General features: G+C 72.4%; 15 protein-coding genes and 1 pseudogene. 8 read left to right on the top strand and 8 right to left on the bottom strand.

All coding sequences use genetic code 11. The features are described from left to right. The first annotated feature begins 30 nt into the window (after positions 1-30). Together BUB75_RS05430 and BUB75_RS05425 are read left to right on the top strand one after the other, a co-directional pair. Positions 31-462, top strand: a complete 432-nt coding sequence (locus BUB75_RS05430) for a DUF1810 domain-containing protein (protein WP_073251988.1) — start codon at positions 31-33, stop codon at positions 460-462. A gap of 38 nt (positions 463-500) precedes the next feature. Further along, a complete protein-coding gene (locus tag BUB75_RS05425; RefSeq protein ID WP_073251986.1) occupies positions 501-2078 on the top strand; it encodes an acyl-CoA synthetase in 1578 nt (525 codons plus the stop codon). Here the strand turns inward: BUB75_RS05425 and BUB75_RS05420 are convergent. Next, the gene (locus BUB75_RS05420; protein ID WP_073251984.1) at positions 2075-2569 is read right to left on the bottom strand and encodes a flavin reductase family protein; all 495 of its coding nucleotides are present in this window, start codon (positions 2567-2569) and stop codon (positions 2075-2077) included. The genes BUB75_RS05425 and BUB75_RS05420 overlap by 4 nt on opposite strands. Further along, entirely contained in the window at positions 2566-3636 is a 1071-nt protein-coding gene (locus tag BUB75_RS05415) for an LLM class flavin-dependent oxidoreductase (protein ID WP_073251982.1), read from the bottom strand. The genes BUB75_RS05420 and BUB75_RS05415 overlap by 4 nt, the downstream gene beginning before the upstream one ends. Before the next feature lie 90 nt (positions 3637-3726). Between BUB75_RS05415 and BUB75_RS05410 the strand changes: the two genes are divergently transcribed. The 3 genes and pseudogenes from BUB75_RS05410 to BUB75_RS05400 form a co-directional block, all read left to right on the top strand. Beyond that, positions 3727-4470, top strand: a complete 744-nt coding sequence (locus BUB75_RS05410; protein ID WP_073251980.1) for an alpha/beta hydrolase — start codon at positions 3727-3729, stop codon at positions 4468-4470. 38 nt (positions 4471-4508) lie between these two features. Continuing rightward, positions 4509-4766, top strand: coding sequence for a hypothetical protein (locus BUB75_RS05405; RefSeq protein ID WP_073251978.1), 258 nt, complete (start codon positions 4509-4511; stop codon positions 4764-4766). Positions 4767-4784: 18 nt separating this feature from the next. Then, positions 4785-6020, top strand: a pseudogene (locus BUB75_RS05400) (HNH endonuclease signature motif containing protein); the annotation flags it as partial. 82 nt (positions 6021-6102) lie between these two features. Here BUB75_RS05400 and BUB75_RS05395 read toward each other — a convergent pair. Both BUB75_RS05395 and BUB75_RS05390 read right to left on the bottom strand, forming a co-directional pair. Further along, positions 6103-7320, bottom strand: coding sequence for an NAD(P)/FAD-dependent oxidoreductase (locus BUB75_RS05395; protein WP_073251974.1), 1218 nt, complete (start codon positions 7318-7320; stop codon positions 6103-6105). Positions 7321-7362: 42 nt separating this feature from the next. Continuing rightward, entirely contained in the window at positions 7363-8280 is a 918-nt protein-coding gene (locus BUB75_RS05390; protein WP_073251972.1) for a LysR family transcriptional regulator, read from the bottom strand. A 72-nt stretch (positions 8281-8352) separates the two neighbouring features. Between BUB75_RS05390 and BUB75_RS05385 the strand changes: the two genes are divergently transcribed. Both BUB75_RS05385 and BUB75_RS46090 read left to right on the top strand, forming a co-directional pair. Continuing rightward, a complete protein-coding gene (locus BUB75_RS05385) occupies positions 8353-9036 on the top strand; it encodes a type 1 glutamine amidotransferase domain-containing protein (RefSeq protein ID WP_073251970.1) in 684 nt (227 codons plus the stop codon). 30 nt (positions 9037-9066) lie between these two features. Further along, positions 9067-9732 carry a PASTA domain-containing protein gene (locus tag BUB75_RS46090; RefSeq protein ID WP_178379768.1) on the top strand — a complete coding sequence of 222 codons (666 nt, stop codon included), beginning with the start codon at positions 9067-9069 and terminating at the stop codon, positions 9730-9732. On the opposite strand, the gene BUB75_RS05375 is transcribed toward BUB75_RS46090, so the two are convergent. Beyond that, positions 9729-10862, bottom strand: a complete 1134-nt coding sequence (locus BUB75_RS05375; protein WP_073251968.1) for an esterase-like activity of phytase family protein — start codon at positions 10860-10862, stop codon at positions 9729-9731. The two genes, BUB75_RS46090 and BUB75_RS05375, sit on opposite strands and share 4 nt — an antisense overlap. Positions 10863-10962: 100 nt before the next feature. Here BUB75_RS05375 and BUB75_RS05370 point away from each other — a divergent pair, with 100 nt between their 5' ends. After that, positions 10963-11775 carry a DUF1684 domain-containing protein gene (locus BUB75_RS05370; protein ID WP_073251965.1) on the top strand — a complete coding sequence of 271 codons (813 nt, stop codon included), beginning with the start codon at positions 10963-10965 and terminating at the stop codon, positions 11773-11775. Here the strand turns inward: BUB75_RS05370 and BUB75_RS05365 are convergent. Genes BUB75_RS05365 through BUB75_RS05355 form a run of 3 tightly spaced genes read right to left on the bottom strand, consistent with a single transcriptional unit; the run spans position 11759 to position 14633 of the window. Further along, positions 11759-12568 (bottom strand): ABC transporter ATP-binding protein, encoded by an 810-nt coding sequence (locus BUB75_RS05365; RefSeq protein ID WP_073251962.1) that lies wholly within the window; start codon positions 12566-12568, stop codon positions 11759-11761. The two genes, BUB75_RS05370 and BUB75_RS05365, sit on opposite strands and share 17 nt — an antisense overlap. A 2-nt stretch (positions 12569-12570) precedes the next feature. Then, positions 12571-13608: a FecCD family ABC transporter permease gene (locus BUB75_RS05360; protein WP_218617305.1), complete on the bottom strand. Its 1038-nt coding sequence runs from the start codon at positions 13606-13608 to the stop codon at positions 12571-12573. After that, positions 13605-14633 (bottom strand): FecCD family ABC transporter permease, encoded by a 1029-nt coding sequence (locus BUB75_RS05355; RefSeq protein WP_073251960.1) that lies wholly within the window; start codon positions 14631-14633, stop codon positions 13605-13607. Before BUB75_RS05355 ends, BUB75_RS05360 begins: the two co-directional genes overlap by 4 nt. Positions 14634-14661 lie beyond the last annotated feature (28 nt).

Raw genomic sequence — 14661 nt, 5'->3', positions numbered from 1 at the left:
GGCGCCACCGTAGCGAGTTCAATGGCAGGCATGGACGACCCTTACCGGCTCGGACGATTCGTCAGCGCGCAGGACAGCGGCCACGGGTACGACGCCGTGCTCGCCGAGCTTCGCGCGGGCGCGAAGGTCAGCCACTGGATGTGGTACGTGTTTCCGCAGGTCGAAGGCTTGGGCAGCAGCGCGATGGCCCAGCAGTACGCGATCGGCTCGCTGGACGAAGCCCGGGCGTACCTCGCGCATCCGGTGCTGCGGGCGCGCCTGCTGGCCGCGGTCGACGCGCTGCTCGGCGTCGAGGATCGCAGCATCACCCGCATCCTCGGTCCGGTCGACGCGATGAAACTCCGGTCCTCGATGACGCTCTTCGCGGCGGCCGACCCGGACGAACCGAGGTTCCCGCAGATCCTGGAGAAGTACTTCCACGGACAGTCCGACGACCGAACCACCGCAGCGCTCGGCATGTGAGGATCACCGGTGCAGCCCTCTCGGAAGGACACTCGCCGATGAGCACACCGCACGCCGTGGCCCGAGCCCGCCAGCACTCGCTCGGCGACATCCCACGCCGCTCGGCCCGCCGGAACGGCCCGAAGACCGCGATCGTCAACGGCGACACCCGCCTCTCGTTCACCGAGCTGGACGCGGTCGTCGACCGGACCGCCGCCGCGATCGACGCCGCCGGCCTGGTCAAGGGCGACCGGCTCGCGCTGCTGTCGCACAACTGCTGGCAGTTCGCGGTGCTCTCGTTCGCGACCGCGCGCCGGGGCGTCGTCCTGGTGCCGGTGAACTTCATGCTCAACCCCGAGGAGATCGCGTACGTCCTCGACCACAGCGGCGCGGTCGCGTTCGTCGCCGAGGACGGGCTGACCGACACCGCGGAGAAGGCGATCGCTGCCTCGGCCGGCGCGGTCACCCGGCGACTGTTCATCCCGCTCGATACAGGCGCACCGCAGCCCGGCTGGACCGATGTCACGACCTGGCTCGAGCACGACGGCCCGTTACCCGACGACGTCCTCGTCGCCGACGACGACCCGGTGCGGCTGATGTACACCAGCGGCACCGAGTCCCGGCCCAAGGGCGCGATCCTCACCGGCCGGGCGCTGCTCTGGCAGTACGCGAGCTGCGCGATCGACGGTGAGATGACCGGCGACGACATCGAGGTGCACGCGCTGCCGCTCTACCACTGCGCGCAGCTCGACTGCTTCCTCAACGTCGACGTCTACACCGGCGCGACCAGCATCATCCTGCCCGCGCCGCAGCCCGCGGCGATCCTGTCGGCGATCGCCGAGCACGGCGCCACGAAACTGTTCGCGCCGCCGACCGTGTGGATCGCGCTGCTGCGCTCCCCCGAGTTCGACACCACTGACCTCTCGACGCTGCGCAAGGGCTACTACGGGGCGTCGCCGATGCCGGTGGAGATCCTCCACGAGCTGCGCGGCCGGCTACCGCAGGTGCGGTTCTGGAACTTCTACGGCCAGACCGAGATGGCGCCGCTGGCGACGATCCTCCGCCCGGACGAGCAACTCCCGCGGGCAGGCAGCGCCGGACGGCCCGCGATCAACGTCGAGACGATCGTCGTGGACGACAACGACGAGCCGGTGCCCCCCGGCACGGTCGGCGAGATCGTGCACCGCAGCCCGCACGCCACTCTCGGGTACTACCGCGACGAGGAGAAGACCGCCGAGGCGTTCCGCAACGGCTGGTTTCACTCGGGTGACCTGGGGATCCTCGACGAGGACGGCTACCTGCGGGTCGTCGACCGGAAGAAGGACATGATCAAGACCGGCGGCGAGAACGTCGCGAGCCGCGAGGTCGAGGAGGCGCTCTACCAGCACCCGGGCATCGCCGAGGTCGCGGTGTTCGGCATTGACCATCCGCACTGGATCGAGGCGGTCACCGCGGTCGTCGTGCCGAAGGAGCCCGGCCTGGACCCGGACGAGGTCGTCTCGTTCAGCAAGAGCGTCCTGGCCGGTTTCAAGGCCCCGAAATACGTCGTGGTCGCCGACGCGCTGCCGAAGAACCCGAGCGGAAAGATCCTGAAGCGGGAACTCCGGCAGCGCTACGGCCACCTCGGCCAGGGCTAGGACGCCAGGCGGCGGTAGCCGCTGCGATGGAACACCAGCGGCTCCGCCTCCGGGTCGATGTCCAGGTCGTGCACGCGCAACAGGACGATGTGGTGGTCACCGGCCGGGATCTCCTGCTCCAGCGAGCAGTCCAGCCAGGCCGCGGCGTCCTCCAGGAACAGCGCCCGGTCGTCCGACCGGCGCCACCGGTGGCCGCCGAACCGGTCGCCCTCCTTGGCCGAGAGTTGTCGGCTCGCCTCGGCGTGCCCGTCCGAGAGCACGCTGACGCCGATCCGTGACGCCACCCGCAGCGCCGGCCACGTCCGGGACGTCCGGGCGACGCAGACCGAGACCAGCGGCGGGTCCAGCGACACCGACGTGAACGACGACGCGGCCATGCCCACCGGGAAGCCCTCGGGCTCGGCGGCCAGCGCGGTGACGCCGGTCGGGAACGCGGAGAACACGCGGCGCAGACGGCCGGGGTCGGTACCGATGATGGGGCTGATGCTCATGCGTGGTGCTCCTTCGCGACCGATTGGGCTGGCCAGGGAGGGTCGGGGATGGTGCGCCGCAGCTCCGGGGCGATCGCCGACTGGAAAAGTTCGAGGGTTTCGCGGTGCTGGGCGTCGGTGAGCCCGCTCGCGTCCGCGTGCAGGTGCAGAACCGTGTGCCCGAGCCGCTCGTGGTACCGGTGGACCTTGTCGATCACCTGCTCCGGGCTGCCGATCAGCGCCGAGCTGCGCTCGACGTAGTCCTCGAACGTGGTGAACACCGGCTCCAGGCCGAGTGATTTCTGGAAGGCCAGGCTCGCGTCGAAGATCGGGCGGTAGACGCGGTAGGCGTCCTGGGAGCGGGGCGCCGCGTAGTAGCCGGCGGTGCCCGCGCCGACGATCGCTCCGGCCGGGTCGTGGCCGTAGTGCGCCCACCGCTCCCGGTAGTGCGCGACCAGCTCGGCGTACGGCTCGACCGGGTTCGTGACGTTGGCCGAGAACAGCGGGTCGCCGTAGCGTGCGGCCAGGTCGACCGACTCGCGGCTGGTCGCGCTGCCGTGCCAGACCCTGATCGGTCGTTGTAACGGCTCCGGCCAGACCTCGGCGTTCTCCAGCGGCGGGCGGAACCGGCCCGACCAGGTCACCTTGTCCTCGCGCCAGAGGCGGCGGAACAGCTCGTAGGACTCGATGTTGCGGTCCCACTGGTCGTCGGTGGTGACCGAGAACAGCTCGCGCTGCGCGGCGCCGTTCCCCTTGCCGATGATCAGCTCCAGCCGGCCGTCGGAGAGGTTGTCGAGCGTCGCGTAGTCCTCGAACGCCCGCACCGGGTCGAGGAGGCTGAGCGTGGTGACCGCGGTGAACAGGCGGATCGACCGGGTTCGCGCCGCGAGGTGGCTGAGCACGACCGGCGGCGACGAGGAGATGAACGGACGCTCGTGCCGCTCCCCCACGCCGAAACCGTCGAACCCCAGTTCCTCGGCGAGCTGCGCGTTGGCGATCACCTGCCGGAACCGGTCGTGCGTGGAGACCTTCTGCTGGGTGAGCGGATCCGGGGCATGGACGATCAACGTGATCGCAAGGAACTTCACGGGGCCCCCTGAGCTGGACGATGCTTTACCCAGTAAACCAGTCTGCTTTGTGGGTGCCAATCCCTTGCAATCTCATAGGTATACTTCGGTATGACCATCTCTCCCCCGCACGAAACTCTGATCGCTACCTGGGACCACCCGCCCGCGGTCGCGACCCGCGGCACCGTGATCGTCGTCGCCGGCCGTGGCGAGCACGCCGGCGTCTACCACCGGTTCGGCACCCGCATCGCGGTCGACGGCTACCGGGTGCACGCGCTCGGTGACCCGACCGTCGACCCCGCCGGGGTCGAAGACCACCTGCAGGCGCTGCTGACCGAGAGCGCGCCGGTGCACCCGGTCGTCCTGGTGGGTTCGGACGCCGGGGCGCTGTTCGCCGCCGGGCTGGTGGCCGCGGGCCGGGTGGACGCCGACGGCCTGATCCTGGTCGGGCTACCCACCGTCGTCCCCGGCAGCGAGCCCGCGGACTGGGACGCCGAACTCGCCGAGCGCACTGCCTGCCCGACCCACCAGAACACGCTCCGGGCCGACGCGCTGGTCCGGCACGGCACGCTGGCCGAGGAACTGCCCACCGAGTGGTACGCCGCGGCGGAGCTGACGAAGGTCCGCGTCCCGATCCTGGGCCTGCACGGCGCGGCGGACACGATCAGCCCGCTCGCGGGCGTCCGGACGCAGTTCGCGGCGGCACCGAACGCCGAACTCGTGAGCATCGCGGGGGGCAAGCACGACGCGCTCAACGACGCCACCCACCGCACCGCCGCCGCGACCGTCGTGCTGTTCCTCGAGCGTCTCCGCCTCGGCGCCGAGGCCCCCGCGATCGCCCACCGGGAGCTGTGAACCTGGTTTTGTCGTAGGGGTGGTGCAGGCTTTCCGGCATGAGCGATCACGGGGTATTAGCGCAGCTCATCGGGGGTCCGGTCGGCCCGGAGCTGGTCACGGTGCTGGCCGGGCTCGGGCCGGTCTCCCGCCGGACGGTGGATAACGCAGGCGTGCCGGAAGTCATTCCGGACGCCACCGATCAGGTGCTCGTCGCCCAGGCCTGGCAGCGGGTGTCAGCGTGGGTCGACTCCCGGTTGAACGACGCCGTGCTCGCCATCGCCGGGTCCCGCATCGGCCCGGAGGACGAGGACTGAGGCCGCGAGGAGGTCGCGGCCGGCCTGCGGTGGTCGAACATCGCGGCGGGTGAACGCATCGACGTGGCCCGGGTCCTGAACGGTCGGTGTTTCCTTACCCGGCGCGCGCTGGCCGAGGGCCGCATCACCTACCGGCACGCGGTCGAGATCGTGCAGGCCCTCGAGCCTCTGGACGACGATCGGGCCGCCGACGTGGAGGCGTTGCTGCTCGACGCGGCGGAGCGCAAGACGCCGGCACAGCTCGGGCGCCAGGCGCGCAAGGAGGTCGCCAAGGCCGACCCGGACGGTGCCGACCGCCGCCACCGCCGCGCGCGGAAAGGGCGGCGGGTCGACGTCGTCCCGCTGCCCGACGCGATGGCCGAGCTGCGCGCGATCCTGCCCGCCGACGACGCCGCCCGCGTCCGCGCCGCGATCGACCAGGTGGCCGGGCGCACCGCGGCACGCGGTGACGATCGGACGATCGACCAGCGCCGCGCGGACGCCCTGGTCGCCCTGGCCGAACTAGGCGCCCTGACCGCCATCGGCCACGGCCACTGCCCCCACTGCGGCAACGCGCACGGCGAATGCGCCCGCGGCAGCAGCACCGCTACCAGCGGCCCCGGCAGCGAGAGCCCTGCCAGCGAGGGCCCCGGCAGCGACGGCCCCGGCAGCGAGGGCCCCGGCAGCGACGGGCACTGCCACGGCGCCGCGCCGTCGTCGGACGTGGTGGCCGCGGTCCTCGCCGGGAAGCGCGCTGCCCCGCCCCGCGTCGCGCTCACCGCGCCGCTCTCCACAGTGCTCGGCGCCACGAACCTTCCCGGCGACCTCACCGGCTACGGCCCGGTCCCGCCCTCGGTGGTCCGGGCCCTCGCCGCCGACGGCAAGTGGGAGAAGTGGCTCACCGACAACCGCGGCGTCGTCACCGACCTCGGCCGCAGCACCTACCGGCCGTCCGCCGGCCTGGCCGCGCTCGTCCGCGCCACCTATCCCACCTGCGTGTTTCCCGGCTGCTCCCAACCGTCCTACCGGTGCGACCTCGACCACAACGTCCGCCGCATCGACGGTGGCCCCACCAGCGCCGCCAACCTGGTGGCCTTGTGCCGAAGGCATCACCGCGCCAAGGACGAGGGCGGATGGGGCCTGCACCACGACGCCGACTCCGGATCCTGCACCTGGACCAGCCCCGCCGGCCACACCTACACGGTCGACCCACCCACCCACGACGAAGCGCACGAACCGGTCGCCGCCGCGACGACGGAGGCGCCACCCTTCTGACCTCGGCCGACCCGCACCGGACCTCCGAGCACGACGGAGGCCCGGGGTTTCGGCGTGCCTCGGGTGTCGACCCCTGCCGCGCTCAGGCCAACTCGGTCAGCGGGACGCCCGGATCGCGCAGCCGCTCCGGCGCCACCACCGGCCGTTCGTTTGCGAGCTTCCACAGCGGCGCACTGTCGTCCCACGCGTTCGCGTTCAGCACCGCCTGCACCGCACCGTCGACGAGCCAGAACGCGTACCAGGACCCGGCCGGGTCGTCGCCGCGGATCACGACCTCCGCGTCCGGGCCGCTCGGGTCGACCCAGCCCCGGTATTCGAAGCCGAGCTCGTACTGGTCGGAGAAGAAGTACGGCACCCGGGTGTACGGCTCCGGCGCCGCGCCGGTCAGCGCCGCCCCGAGGTACTTCCCGTGCTGCTGGGCGACGTCCCAGTGCTCGACCCGCACGTGGGTGCCGTACGCGGGGTGGTCGACCGCCGCGATGTCGCCGATCGCGACGATGTTCGGGTCCGAGGTCCGCAGCGTGGCGCTGACCGCGACGCCCCCGGCGGCCTCCGCCAGCCCGGCCGCGCGGGCCAGCTCCAGGCGTGGCGCGACCCCGGTGGCGAGCACGACGACCGACGCCTCGACGAACCGGTCGGCGAGCCGGACGCCCTCGTCGGTGATCCCGGTGACGTCCGCGCCGAGCGTCACCGTCACGCCTTTCGCGCGGTGCAGCGCCAGCAGGCGTTCGCTCACCGCGTCGGAGCCGAGGATCGGCAGCAGGCGCGGCGCTTTCTCGAGGATTTCGACGTCACACCCGTGCTGACGGAGCGACGCGGCCACCTCGCAGCCGATCCAGCTCCCGCCGATCAGGGCCACCGGCCCGCCCGACTCGGCCGCGCGCCGGATCGCGAGCGCGTCGTCGAGCGACCGGAGCGTCACCGCGCGCTCAGCGCCCGGGATCGGCAGCCGCCGCGGCTCGGCGCCGGTGGCCAGCACGAGCGTGTCGTAGGCGAGCGCGTCACCGTCGTCGAGTGTGACGGTCCGAGCGTCCACATCGACGCCGACCGCCCGCGTCCCCGCCCGCAGCGTGACGTCGCGTTCCGCCCAGGCCGACGCCTCGCCGTCGGCCAGCACCCAGTCGGGCTGGTCCCGTTCGCCCTGCATGACGCTCTTCGACAGCGGTGGGCGCTCGTACGGCGGTGCCTTCTCCGCACCGACGAGCGTCACCGCGCCGTCGAACCCGTGCTCCCGGAGGGTCAGCGCGGCCGTACCGCCCGCCAGGCTCGCTCCGACGATCACTACGCGTTGTTCCGTCATGCGACACCTCTCTCCCGGGTGGGCTCGACCGAAGCATCCCACCTACCACTCGGCCGCGGCACGGACCAGCGCGTCGTGAACCGCGGTCACGTGCGGATGGGCCGTGGCGCCCGCGCGCCGGGCCAGGAAGACCGTGTTGATCGGCGGGTCCTCCGGCTCCAGGACCGCAACGAGCGTGCCGTCGTCCAACGGGGAGGCGCAGAGATAGCGGGGCAGCACGCTCAGGCCCGCACCGGCCGCGACCGCGGCGGCGACCGCACGCAGGTCCGGCACGACGAGCGCCGGGTCGGCGGCGAGCCGGGTGCCGAACACGTGCCGCCAGTACCGGCGGAGGATCGGCAGGTCCTCGGCGTACGCGATCAGGGGTTCCCCGGCGACGGCACCGGCCGGGTCGGTGGTGAGCGCGCTCCGGTCCAGGCGCGCGTACCGCTCCGGCGACGCGACGAGCACGAACTCCTCGTCCACCAATGGCGTGGCCTGCACGGCCCGGCCGCGGGGCCGGACGGCCGACAGGACCAGGTCGTGCACCCCGGCGCGCAAGCCGGCCAGCAGGTCGTCCGCCAAACCGGTCGTGACCCGCAGCCGCACGCCGGTCTCCAGCAGCGGGGCGAGCGCGGGCAGCACGAGCAGCGACAGCGCCTCCGCGGGTCCGCCGAGGTGCACCGGGGGCTCCGGCGCGCTGACCCCGGAGCCGGACGCGATCGCCTCCAAGGCGTCCATCGGCGCCGCGAGCCGGGCCGCCAGCTCGTCCGCCACCGCGGTCGGCGTCACCCCGCGCGGCAGGCGTTCGAAGAGCCGGCGGTCCAGCGCCGCCTCCAGCGCCCGCAGCTGCGCGGTGACCGTCGGCTGCGCGAGCCCGACCAGGCGGGCGCCCGCGGTCAGCGAGCCCGCGCGGTAGACCGCGAGGAACGTGCGGAGCTGGGCGAGATCGAGCCCGCCATCAGGTTTTCGATCGCTCACATCGGCGATCCTATTTTCCGCTTGATGGATCGGTGCCTACGTTCGAGGGGAACCGACGGAAGGATCCTGACGATGTCGACCATTTTGTTCGTGCTGACCGGTGCCCGGCACTGGACGCTCAATGACGGCACGGCTCACCCGACCGGATACTGGGCCGAGGAACTGCTGGCGCCCTACCGTGCGTTCACCGCCGCCGGTCACCGCGTCGTGTTCGCGACCCCGAACGGCGCCGAGCCCGTCGTCGATCGCGCCAGCCTCGCGCCGGAAGCGAACGACGGCAAGGACGTCGAGCCGGAGATCGCGGCGATCACCGACCTGACCTCGCCGCTCGACCTGGCGAAGGTCGACGTGGCCGAGTACGACGCGGTGTTCTACCCCGGCGGTCACGGCCCGATGGAGGACCTGGCGATCGACCCGGATTCCGGCCGCGTGCTGACCGAGACGCTCGACTCCGGCAAGCCGCTGGCCGTCGTCTGCCACGGGCCGGCCGCCCTGCTCGCCGCCCAGCGCGAGGACGGGACCTCCCCGTTCGCCGGCTACCGGCTGACCGGGTTCACCAACGCCGAGGAGACGCAGGCCGGACTCGCCCCGAAGGCGCCCTGGCTGCTGCAGGACCGGCTGACCGCACTCGGCGCGGAGTTCGACGAGGGCCCGGCCTGGCAGCCGCACGTCGTCGTCGACCGGAACCTCTACACCGGACAGAACCCCGCCTCGTCGGCCCCACTGGCCGCAGCGGTGCTCACGCGGCTCGGGTGAGCACCGCTAGTCCCCTACCGTAGGGACACCATGAGCTCACCGAACCGCTTCCCCCGGCCGCAGACCCGTGGGCCGTGGCTGCTAGCGGTCGTGATGCTCATCGTGCTCGCGCTCTGCTGCTTCGCCGGTCTGCTGATCTCGATCGCGCAGCAGGGTGGGGAGTCGACGGCGTCGCCCGCGGCGACGTCGGCTCCGCCGGCGAGCGGCGAGCGCCTGGTGGTTCCGAACGTCACGGACCAACGCCTTCCGGACGCCGAGCAACGGCTGAAGGCGCTCGGTTTCGACGATCCACGAGTGGTCGACGCGACCGGCCGGGGGCGTGTCGTGGTCTCCCGGCAGAATTGGATCGTGCGGGCACAGGAGCCGGCGGCGGGGTCGCGGGTTGACCGGTCCGCGGAGATCACGCTCCGAGTGAGCAAGCCGACCGACAGCGCCCCGACCGACGTGCCCTCCGACGGCGTCATCCCGGACGTCGTCTGCCGTGATCTGCAGTCGGCGCAGGACGCGCTGCAGGCCGCGGGGTTCTACGTGCTGGCGTCGGTCGACGGCAGTGGGCAGGGCCGCCGCCAGCTCGTCGACCGGAACTGGGTGGTCGTGGAGCAGTCGGTCGCGGCGGGCAGCCGGCCGGCCCGCTCGACGCGGGTGCTGCTCACCGTCGTGAAGATCGGCGAACCGACCGACCGCTGTCCCGGTTAGAGCCCCGCCAGCGCGAACGCCGCGATCTGGGTCGTCAGCGCCCAGTGGAAGTTGTCGTCGGACACCAGCAGCACCGTCCGGCGTCCGTCCGGCAGCGCTGGGCCGAGCGTCGCACCTTCGAAGTTGTCGACGCGCAGAACCGGCGCGTCGTCGAGGTCGAGCAGCAGCGTTTTGGTCATCGGGGCCGCACCGCGCAGCGACGACCGGCCGAGCACGTCGGTCGCGCGGCCGGACTCGGCCAGGAAGACCCGCACCGAGATCCGGAACCGGTCGGGAACCGCGGCCCGCTCGATCACCAGGAACCGCCCGTTGCCGAGCGCGATCAGATCCGACAGACCGTTGGTGTCGGCGCCTCCAGTGGCCCCGGCCTCGCGGGGTTCAGTGAACAGCGGTTCGAGGGGGTACGCGTACTGGGCGACCGGGCGACCGCCCACGTACTGCGTGATCCGGGTCAGCGCGCCGGCCGTCGGCGTCGGGTTCGGGCCGTCCTGCCGCAGCGGCTCCTCCATCGCGGTGAACAGCTGACGTCCGTCCGGGGTGAACGAGACGCCCTCCAACGCCTGGTTGCGGCGCGGGCCGGTGCCGGGTTCGATCCGCAGCGACGCCGGGATCGGGAGCTCGCGGACGTAGGCGCCGGACGGCGTCGCCACCCGGAGGGACGGGTTCTCGACGACGTCGCTGCGCTCCCCCTCGTCGACCCAGTAGAGGTTCCCGGAGCCGGGGTCGACCGCGACACCCTCCGGGTCGGGAGGCACTGCGCCGGAGCGCAGCGACGGGAACGTCGAGCCGTCCGGGCGGCGGAGCGGCTTCGTGCCGGTGAGGCGGGCGTCGACGTCGCCGTCGGCGTTCACCGTGACCGTCGCGGTGTAGAACCGCGCCGGGTCGCGCTCGGACCGGTCGTCGCTGATCAGGTAGTAGCTGCCGGTCCGCGGGTCGCGGCTGATGCCGGAGAGGCCACCGACCGTGGTGCCCTGGAAGTCCGACGTCCGGGGAATGGTCGCCGCGCCGAGGAACGTCAGGCCGGGCTTCGGCGTCGCCGACGGGGCAGCGGCGGGGTCCGTCGCGGCGGGGGTGCAGCCCACCGTCGCGAACACGCCGAGGAGCAGGAGGGCGACGACCGTGAACCGCACGGCCCCGAGCCTAGGTGTCCGATGCACGCGGCGGCCGCGGGGACGCGAGCGGGGTAATCTCTACTTTGCCGGTAGGTATTACGACCGTGGGGAGTCCGTCATGACCGCGCAGGACATCGTCAGCGAGACCTTCGTCCAGGACTGGCAGGCCTGGTACGCCGAGCACGAGCGGATCCTCGCCGACCCGCACGGCTTCCTGGCGATCACCAGCCTGAACTGGCTCGACGAGACGCCGCAACGGTTCGCCGACGCCCCCGGTGAGTGGTCGACCGGCCCGGACGGCGTCGTCGTCGAGCTGGCCCCTGGCGAGCAACTGCAGATCGACGGCGAGACGGTCACCGGGCGGCACGCGTTCGGCGTGATCCCGGAGCGGGCGAGCCTGTTCCCGAAGTCCGGCGACGCCGTGATCGAGGTGGCCAAGCGCGGCGGGCACGACATCGTCCGGCCGCGGCACCCGGAGAACCCGCTGCGAACGAACTTCGCGGGCACCCCGGTGTACGCGCCGGACCCGCGCTGGGTGGTCACCGGCCGATATGTGCCGTTCGACCAGCCGCGGCCGACCACGGTCGGTGCCGCGGTCGAGGGGTTACAGCACATCTACGACGCGCCCGGCGAGGTGCGGTTCACGCTGGACGGCCAGGAGCTGGCCCTGACCGCGTTCAACGGCCGGGCGCCCGGCAGCCTGTCGATCCTGTTCACCGACGAGACGTCCGGGGTGACGACGTACGCCGCGAACCGGGCGCTCTCGGTGGGCGCACCGGCCGAGGACGGCACGGTCACGCTCGACTTCAACCGTGCCGCGAACCTGCCCTGCGCCTACACCGACCTGGCGACCTGCCCGCTGCCGCCGGCCGAGAATCGGCTCCCGATCGCGATCGAGGCCGGCGAGAAGATCCCTACCGAGCGGCTGTAACACCCCGGCGCTGGACGCGGCTGCCCGGAACGATCATCGGGGTACCCGTTGCGGGGTCGTCCATGACCTCGCACGGGACGCCGAACACGTCCTCGACCAGCGAAGGGGTCATCACCTCGGCGGGCGGGCCGGACGCGACGACCGTGCCTGCCTTCAGCACGATCAGCTCGGTGGCGTAGCGGCACGCGTGGTTGAGGTCGTGCAGCACCGCGACGATCGTCCGGCCCTGTTCGTGCAGGTCCGCGCAGAGGTCGAGCACCTCGAACTGGTGCGCCAGGTCGAGGAACGTGGTCGGCTCGTCGAGCAGCAGGATGTCGGTCTGCTGCGCCAGCGCCAGCGCCAGCCAGACCCGCTGGCGCTGGCCGCCGGACAGTTCGTCGACGTACCGCTCGGCCAGATCCGTGGTCTCGGTCAGCCGCAGCGCGTCGGCGACCGCCGCCTCGTCCTCGGGCGACCACTGCCGCAGGAACCGCTGGTGCGAGAAGCGTCCGCGGGCCACCAGGTCCTCGACCACGATGCCGTTCGGGACCACCGGCGACTGCGGCAGCATGCCGAGCTGCTTGGCGACGTCGCGCGACGGATAGGACGAGATCGCCTTCCCGTCCAGGTAGACCGTTCCGGACGCCGGCTTCAGCACCCGGGCGAGGGCCTTGAGCAGCGTCGACTTGCCGCAGGCGTTCGGGCCGACGATCACCGTGAACGAGCCGTCGGCGATCCGGACGCCGAGTTCGCTGGCGACGACACGCTCCTCGTACGCCAGCGTGAGGTCCTCGGCCCACAGTCGAGTATTCATCGTCACCCCATCACACGGCCGCGGCGCCACTCGCGCGCCAGCAGCCAGGTCAGATACGTGCCGCCCACGGCCGCGGTCACTACGCCGACGGGGAGGTCCCGGTCCGGCAGGAGGCGCTGGGCGATCCAGTCGCCGGAAATCATCAGCAGCGCGCCCATCAACGCCGCGGGCAGGATGTTCGGTCCCGGCGCCCGGGTCAGACGGGATGCGAGGTGCGGCGCCGCGAGCGCGACGAAACCCACCGGACCGGCGGCAGCCGTGGCTGCCGCGGCCAGCACGACCGCTCCCCCGGCCAGGACCGCGCGACTCGGCTCGAGCCGTACCCCGTGCAGGATCGCGGTGTCGTCGCCCAGGTTGAGCATCGACAGGTGCCTGCTGAAGTACAGCAGCACCGGCAGCACGGCGACGACCGCGACGCCGACGATGACGACCTCGGTGAACGTCCGCTCGCTGACGCTGCCGATGATCCAGACCTGCGCGGCGATCGCGTCGGCCAGCCGCGCACGCAGGATCAGGAACGAGTTCACGGCCTCGAGTAGCGCGGAGACGCCGATTCCCATCAGAACCAGCCGGAACGGCTGGGTGCCGCGGCGGAACGCGAGCAGGTAGACCGCGACCGACGTGGCCACGCAGCCGACGATCGCCCCGACGCTCACCGCGAGGCCGCTCGCGCCGATGAGCAGGATGACCAGCAGCGCGCCGGTCGACGAGCCGACGGTCAGCCCGACGAAGTCGGGGCTGCCGAGCGGGTTGCGGGTGAGGCTCTGGAACGTCGCGCCGGCCGCCCCGAGCGCGAGTCCGACCAGCAGCGCGACGAGGACCCGCGGTAACCGCAGTTCCAGCACGATGACGTCGGTCGCCGGGTCACCGAGGCCGACCAGCGACCGCAGCACGTCGGCGAGCGGGACCGGGAAGTCGCCGGACGTCAGGCTTACCGCCGCAGTGGCGAGCGCCAGCACGGTGAGCACGGCGCCGACGACCAGCGACCGGTTCCGGAAGCGGAGCGAGACGGCTCCGCGGCGAACGACCGTGGCGGTCACAGCTGCCCCAACCGTGGGCGGCGGCAGAGCGCCAGGAAGATTGGCGCTCCGACGAACGCGGTCACGATGCCCACCTGGAGTTCGCCCGGCGGGACGACGACCCGGCCGACGATGTCGGCGAGCAGCAGCACGATCGGCCCCAGCACGACGGAGTAGGCGAGCACCCAGCGGTGGTCCGCGCCGACGAACAGGCGCGCGACGTACGGGACCGCCAGCCCGAGGAACCAGATCGGGCCGGTCGCCGCGGTCGCCGCCCCGCACAGCAGTGTGATCGCCGCGAGCCCGAGCACCCGGATCCGGGTCGGCGAGGCGCCGACCGCGGTCGCCGCCTCGTCGCCGAGGCTCAGCGCGTTGAGCCGGCCGCCGAGCACCAGCGCGAGCACGATGCCGACCACGATGAACGGCGCGACCCGGACCAACGTCTCCCAGTCCCGGTCGGCCAGCGACCCGACGTCCCAGTAGCGGTACCGGTCGAAGACCTCCGGCATCGTGACCAGCACCGCCCAGACGAACGCGCCGAGCACCGCGGTGATCGCGACGCCGGAGAGGATCTGGCGGTCCGGCGTCGGCGACCGGCCGGTCCCGCCGAGCGCGAACACCGCGGCGGACGTCAGCGCGGCTCCGGCGAACGAGAACCAGATGTAGCCGAGCATCGACGTGATGCCGAGGAACGCGATCGCGATCACGACCGCGGTGGCCGCACCGAGGTTCACCCCGAGGAGGCCGGGCTCGGCGAGCGGGTTGCGGGTCAGCGCCTGCATCAGCGCCCCGGAGAGGCCGAGCGATGCGCCGACGCCGATCGCGAGCAGCGTCCGCGGGATCCGTAGCGTGTGGACGACGTCCGAGGCGACCGAGCCGTCGGCGTTCCAGAGCACCTGCCAGGTCGTGCCGAGCGGGATCGAGCGGGTGCCGATCGCCAGGCTGAGCATCGAGACCACGACGAGGGCCGCCGCGGCGCCGAGCAGACCGAGCGCACGTCGACGGGCCCGTGCACGGCCGACGACCGGCGCGGTGGTGTGGGTCATGGGGGTGTGCCTCTCGACGATAGGCAAG

This window comes from Cryptosporangium aurantiacum, from assembly GCF_900143005.1.
Taxonomy (GTDB): Bacteria; Actinomycetota; Actinomycetes; order Mycobacteriales; family Cryptosporangiaceae; genus Cryptosporangium; species Cryptosporangium aurantiacum.
This window is presented reverse-complemented; position numbering and strand designations above follow the sequence as displayed.

Coding starts and splice junctions, on each gene's coding strand:
- BUB75_RS05420 (WP_073251984.1), bottom strand. CDS start 2,569: ATGAGCATCAGCCCCATCATCGGTACCGACCCCGGCCGTCTGCGCCGC.
- BUB75_RS05425 (WP_073251986.1), top strand. CDS start 501: ATGAGCACACCGCACGCCGTGGCCCGAGCCCGCCAGCACTCGCTCGGC.
- BUB75_RS05410 (WP_073251980.1), top strand. CDS start 3,727: ATGACCATCTCTCCCCCGCACGAAACTCTGATCGCTACCTGGGACCAC.
- BUB75_RS05395 (WP_073251974.1), bottom strand. CDS start 7,320: ATGACGGAACAACGCGTAGTGATCGTCGGAGCGAGCCTGGCGGGCGGT.
- BUB75_RS05385 (WP_073251970.1), top strand. CDS start 8,353: ATGTCGACCATTTTGTTCGTGCTGACCGGTGCCCGGCACTGGACGCTC.
- BUB75_RS05370 (WP_073251965.1), top strand. CDS start 10,963: ATGACCGCGCAGGACATCGTCAGCGAGACCTTCGTCCAGGACTGGCAG.
- BUB75_RS05365 (WP_073251962.1), bottom strand. CDS start 12,568: ATGAATACTCGACTGTGGGCCGAGGACCTCACGCTGGCGTACGAGGAG.
- BUB75_RS05430 (WP_073251988.1), top strand. CDS start 31: ATGGACGACCCTTACCGGCTCGGACGATTCGTCAGCGCGCAGGACAGC.
- BUB75_RS46090 (WP_178379768.1), top strand. CDS start 9,067: ATGAGCTCACCGAACCGCTTCCCCCGGCCGCAGACCCGTGGGCCGTGG.
- BUB75_RS05405 (WP_073251978.1), top strand. CDS start 4,509: ATGAGCGATCACGGGGTATTAGCGCAGCTCATCGGGGGTCCGGTCGGC.
- BUB75_RS05355 (WP_073251960.1), bottom strand. CDS start 14,633: ATGACCCACACCACCGCGCCGGTCGTCGGCCGTGCACGGGCCCGTCGA.